Genomic DNA, 5596 nt, shown 5'->3' with positions numbered 1-5596 from the left:
GGCAAAGCCGGGGGATTTTCTGGGGGAATTAAATCACGAACTTAAAAGTCAACCGCTTTTCTTGGTTAAACGTTCACCGGTTGTAGTCAATAACTATCTGAAACGGAAACTGGAACCGGTGAGCGGAAGAGTTTGTTTCTATTTATACCCATTGACACTTGGCAAAATTATGTGGCACGTCTATTTTTTTAATTAAACCTAATATATTTTATCATTTCAAAACAATGCCGGATCGAATTCCCTTTTAGCGGAACTTCCTATTTCTGTTATCCTGTTATCGCCATGCACGCCATTGAAGTCCACAACCTGTCACATCACTACAACGGTCGCACCATTTATCAGGATCTCACATTTTCTGTTCGGGAAGGATCAATTTGTGGCCTGCTCGGCAAAAACGGTCAGGGGAAGACAACCCTGGTCAACATCCTGATGGGATTTTTGGAACCTGCCGGAGGACACTGCCTGGTGCTGGGTGAAAAGGCACATGATCTTTCCCCGGCGACCCGACGCCGCATCGGTCTGCTGCACGAAGGCCACCTGGCGTATGCCTTCATGACCATTGACCAGACACATCGCTTTTTCCAAGGCTGCTACCCGGGATGGAAGTCGGATCTGTTTTATCACCTGGTGGACAAGATGGGGCTGCCCCGCTCACAGCGGATCGGCACCATGTCCTGCGGACAACGCTCGCAGGTGGTCCTGGGCACCATCATGGCTCAGAACCCGGACCTGCTGATTCTCGACGATTATTCCATGGGGCTGGATGCCGGATATCGGCGACTTTTCCTTGATGTGCTCCACGATTTTGCAGCACAGGGACAAAAAACAATTTTTGTGACCAGCCATATCATCCAGGATCTGGAGCAGCTGGTCGATACGCTCATTTTTCTTGACCGGGGTGAAATCCTCCATACCAGTCTGGATGCCTTCATGACCAATTTTCATCACTATGTTTTTCACCAGACCGGTCCTGTAGAGCTGCCAAAAGATGAATTGATCATCAATTGCGAACAACGCGGCAACAAAATCACTTTTTTTTCCTGGGCCGGGACAGACGCGGTTCAGCAGCACCTTGCCGACCTGGGCATTCCCGCTCCGGATCTCCGCCGACTCCCCATGACCCTGGAAGACGGCTTTATCGGCCTGATGGGAAAATATTGACATGATCCGTGCACTTCTTTTCAAGGAATGGCTCAAGATCAGGTGGTTTTGGGCCGCCGCCCTGGCAATCCATGTCGCCATCTTCCTGCGAATCTTTTTCGATATTCGCGGACGAATCGGGGCTGAACATGCGGAAATGGTCTGGTACCAGACTGTTCATCTGGGTACTCTCCTGTACAGTGACATCCGTTACCTGCCCCTGCTCACCGGCCTGGTACTGGCAGCGGCACAATTCATTCCCGAGATTCTTGGTCGCCGGCTGCGCCTGACCCTGCACCTGCCCATGCACCGTGACAGCATGCTGCTGATCTGCCTGGCAGCCGGCTTGTCGGGTTTGCTCAGCCTCTGCTTTCTGAGTGCGGTGTCTATTCCCTTGATCCTCGCCAAAACCTTTCCGATCCCGGTGGCACTCTCCTCTCTGCCGACCATGCTCCCCTGGATCCTTGCCGGAGTACTCGCCTACCTTGGTGGCGTCACCCTGCTCCTGGAGACCACCTGGCCAAGACGGGTGTTGCTGATTTTTGTCTTCAGTATCCTGATCGCCTTGCACTATTCCGGGAGAGGATACGGCTGGTTGACCCCGGCCCTGCCCTGGCTCATCGCCCTGGCTCCCTTGTTCCTGGCCGCGGTGTTCGAATCCGGCCGCCGCTTTCGGCAGCGAGGTGCATGATGCCAAGAGTGATGACCCGTTACAGCCTTGTCCTGCTGACCGTGGTGGCGCTGGCCTACCTGATGCCAGCGATCTTTGATACTGTGTTTCCCCGCCAGAGCACCAATCCTCTGCTCCTGTACAGTCCGGTTCTCAATCAGTTCATCTACCAGGAATCTCTCGGCAATCACCAATTCCACTACCAGGACGAGGCAGGGCGAACATACACCCGGTCTGAGTTTGAACAGCAACTTCCTTTTCTTTATTACAGAAACCTGGAGCTGAAAGGTCTGCTTCCTCCCAGCATCGGCGGCCAGGCCTTCGATGCGGAGACCATCAGGGCCGAGCGACATGCCATAACCATCCACAGCCGCCGACTCAAGGGCCATTTCCCTCTCCTGGACCTGTATCCTCTGTTCAACAATGACCCCCGGGTTGCCATTATGCCGTTTCCCGAGGATATGTTCCGGTTCACGGACCAGACCATGGAATTCATCAACGCCGATGACAACCGCACTGACCAGGAGTTAACCGAGAGCTTCACATCCGCTCTCCAGGAAGCCGGATTCGTGTTTCCAGCCACCGTGATCGGTGGCAACCCCACCAACCTGAAACCCTTTGACGACGGATATTTTGTCCGCGACAGCCGTGGCCACGTCTTTCATATCCGGCGGGTTCTGAACCAGCCGGAAGTGGTCAAAACATCCATCGATCCCGGCCTCGACATTCTCGACATTATCGTTTCCGAGCACCATCGCCGCGAGTTGCATGGCACAATCATCACCACCTCCGGAAAGGTGTATCTTGTCACTCGTGAATCCTATCGGCTCATCTCTCTGCCCATTTCCGGATATGATCCAGGTTCCATGGACTTCAAACTGCTGATTGACCCGCTGCACCGGACCGTGACAATCAGCAATGACCAGATTGTCCACGGGGTGGCCATGGATACGGCCTATCGACCCCTGCGCACCTTTACGCTACCCAACAGGGATCTCACTCCGGTCCCGGTACTGTTCCTCCGGGAATTCTTCTTTCCCTTTGAGATCACCTTTGAGTCCCCGTATCGAAGCCAGGCCGCCTTACGTCTGGTGTCTGGGGGACCATGGTCCTTTGCCGGGATACTCACGGCCCTGGGCCTATCGTTCATTCTTCGTCGGCGTCCACCAAGGCATTCCGGATCCTGGAACGACCTGGCGATTATCGCCATGACCGGCTTTTACGGCCTGGCAGCGGTCCATCTCCTTGACGAGACTTGAACAGAAGCCAAACAGTTCCATTCCTCTTCCTATTTGCACACCTCCCCTCATTGGGGTACATACCGCAGGGCATACGACTGTCACACCAGGCCCAGGCATACCCGGCCCAACGACCACACCAATACCTGAATCCGTGACGGCTGAATTCATGCTTTTGTTCCATTTTACTGTAATCATGTCATTTACGCGGTGATATTTTCAGAAATTCGCCTTCACCAGCCGTCCTTTGGGGCGTGTTTGAGTAGGCGTGCGGACGGACGCCCCGAAGGGCGGCATCCCAGCCACGACGTAGTCAGTGAGCCATTCGAGATCAACTTTCTGATAAACCATAACCTGCCAGTGCCCTTGCCATGGATTGTTTCTTTCTTGTTTGCATCGACTCTTGGCAAGGCCGAAGCATGCCGATCATTTCTGGTCATTACATTTGCAATTCCGGCATCGCCCGCAACTGCCGCTCTTTTTTTTCTCATAGACAATGACACGACCCTGATCCGGACTGATATCCAACCCCTTGATGCCGGTCATATACAACTTCTCCCGAGGCAGGCCGAGCAGACTGACGTGGTCGGCAAAAACACGTTTGGAGTCAGGCTCGATGACGGTAACCTGGGCGGTATGAATAAAAATATTTCCTTTGCCCTGATAGGTTTGCGCAATGATACTGGTCAGCTCCGCGGCAGTTGCGGCGGTGAACTGTCCGTGCAGATTGACGTGCAGATTGCCATTGCGATTGGTAGCGAGGATGTGTGCTTCAGTTGCCATACCTGTGATTCCTTTGTTATTGCTTATTTTTTTCCAGTGATAACATCCGCTTTCGGGAGCACAGCGGATGAATCTACTGGACGATTTCGTTCAGACCTTTGGCCAGAGAGGAAAGACCGGAACTTCGCATGAGCACGAACGGTTTACGGTAGCGTTTACACATTTTTTTAACCTGCTTGCAGGCGTCGTGACTGACACAGTCAATGGGGCAGAACACCGCATCCGCGGTCACCAGCATTTTGGGCAGCAGGTTGCGCGACGCCTCCTTGCCGCCATCATGATGCATGAAACGTCCGCCAAGCTGTTCCACCAGCTGTCGGTAATGCGGCACCATTTTATGCAGGCCGCCAACATAGAGAACGGTTTTGCCGCACAGGCTGAGGCCTGGGCATTGGGCAGTGTTGTGATCGGCACAGACCGTACAGGGATCGGGATCAGACATCCGCTGGAGCAGCATGCTCTCCAGTGAGGCGATTTCCCGTGCCTGATCTGTCCGTTGACGGGCCATTCGGGCCTGCTCTGCTTCCATGGCCGCCACCTGCTGCCGCAGTCGCGCAACTTCCTGACCCTGTTGGGCATGTTCTTCCCGGAGGCGCGCGAGTTCTTCCTGTCCGGCGGCAGGCTGCTGCTGATCACTTGCCTCCTCGACCTTCACGGTGAGCTGGTGAGCCCGTTCCTTCAGCACAGCCTTTTCGGCCCGCAACAACGAATTCTCCGCCATCAAGACCTGGTATTTCTCGGCTTCCTGACGGAGATCGGTTATTTCTCCCCGCAACTGGCGCTGTTCCCGCCGGTGATGCTGCCGTTCGGACCCGAGTATCTCCTCGAGCATGGTCACTTTGTTGCGCAGGGTGGCCCGTCGGGTTTGTTCTTTATGATAACCGTTGATATATTCATGTCCCAGCATGTGGAGAAAACCATACAACTCATCGACAAGCTGCTCGGATATCAGGGGATGGGTCATGACCGCCCACCAGGCGCTGTCTATTCGGCCTGCGGTCATATCTTCCTGCCAATGGCTCCGGATGTCGTCATCCGTGGTTGCCTGCAGGTACTTTTTGGTGCTCTGGTGATATTTTTTCCGCAGATACTTGTGCAGAGCCCGACCCTTGATATCATCCCGGGCCGCAATGGCAATGAAACGGGTGTGAAGCTGATAATCATCCAGCCCTGATTCCACCGCATACACCCGCTCCCGGCTCAACCGGCGCAATTCAAATCGTCCCAGACAGGTTCCGATCAGAGGACATTTGAAGCTGGTGTCAACCTCCCAGATTTTTTTCCACTGCAACGACGGGCTTTTCTTCTCCTGCTGCTCCATAATTAGCACCCATGAATCATATTAGTAGTCACTAAAACTCAACCCCTGAAAAACTCCGTGGGTTCTGCCCACGGAGGGAACAACGCCTCGCACTGCAAGACACTAAAGCCGCAATTTGTTATGGCCAACACCGAAAGGTATGGGCCGGGTCAACTCAGGCCGAAAAAGGAATGCCTGAATTATTTAGGTTTAAATTATCCTTACGGGCAAAAGAAGCAAGCTTTTTCCGTCGTGGTCGGAAAAAAATCATGCACCCGGTCCGGACAGGGATGAAAGGGGGCCCTGCGAACGTGTCTGCTCCGCGGCCGCTGACCGCTCCCTGTTCAGGCGGCAGTTCCGGAGCGATCCGCGGGATCAGGATAACCGAGGGATGGCGTCCCGCGGGCTCCGTACAGCCCGACAACTAAGGCCAGAGTCACCACGGTGCCATAAAATAGCGCCATC

Annotated in this window: 6 protein-coding genes; 4 read left to right on the top strand and 2 right to left on the bottom strand. The window is 54.2% G+C overall.

Going from position 1 to position 5596, the window contains the following annotated elements:
* The 4 genes from JWG43_RS17050 to JWG43_RS17035 all read left to right on the top strand — a co-directional run.
* Window positions 1-196 (top strand): hypothetical protein (locus tag JWG43_RS17050; RefSeq protein ID WP_205244155.1); only part of this gene is annotated, 196 nt, incomplete at its 5' end.
* A gap of 86 nt (window positions 197-282) precedes the next feature.
* Complete coding sequence (locus tag JWG43_RS17045; protein ID WP_205244154.1) at window positions 283-1161, top strand: ABC transporter ATP-binding protein; 879 nt, start codon at window positions 283-285, stop codon at window positions 1159-1161.
* A gap of 1 nt (window position 1162) precedes the next feature.
* Entirely contained in the window at window positions 1163-1831 is a 669-nt protein-coding gene (locus JWG43_RS17040; protein ID WP_205244153.1) for a hypothetical protein, read from the top strand.
* Complete coding sequence (locus JWG43_RS17035) at window positions 1828-3069, top strand: DUF4857 domain-containing protein (RefSeq protein WP_205244152.1); 1242 nt, start codon at window positions 1828-1830, stop codon at window positions 3067-3069. The genes JWG43_RS17040 and JWG43_RS17035 overlap by 4 nt, the downstream gene beginning before the upstream one ends.
* Window positions 3070-3474: 405 nt before the next feature.
* On the opposite strand, the gene JWG43_RS17030 is transcribed toward JWG43_RS17035, so the two are convergent.
* Together JWG43_RS17030 and JWG43_RS17025 are read right to left on the bottom strand one after the other, a co-directional pair.
* Window positions 3475-3831 (bottom strand): hypothetical protein, encoded by a 357-nt coding sequence (locus JWG43_RS17030; protein WP_205244151.1) that lies wholly within the window; start codon window positions 3829-3831, stop codon window positions 3475-3477.
* Between the two features lie 73 nt (window positions 3832-3904).
* Window positions 3905-5152 carry a DUF2325 domain-containing protein gene (locus tag JWG43_RS17025; protein WP_205244150.1) on the bottom strand — a complete coding sequence of 416 codons (1248 nt, stop codon included), beginning with the start codon at window positions 5150-5152 and terminating at the stop codon, window positions 3905-3907.
* Window positions 5153-5596: the final 444 nt, after the last annotated feature.

This window comes from Desulfobulbus alkaliphilus (assembly GCF_016918545.1).
In the GTDB taxonomy this organism is placed as follows: Bacteria; Desulfobacterota; Desulfobulbia; order Desulfobulbales; family Desulfobulbaceae; genus Desulfobulbus; species Desulfobulbus alkaliphilus.
The sequence above is the reverse complement of the archived record's forward strand: the minus strand, read 5'-3'. Positions and strand labels throughout refer to the sequence as shown.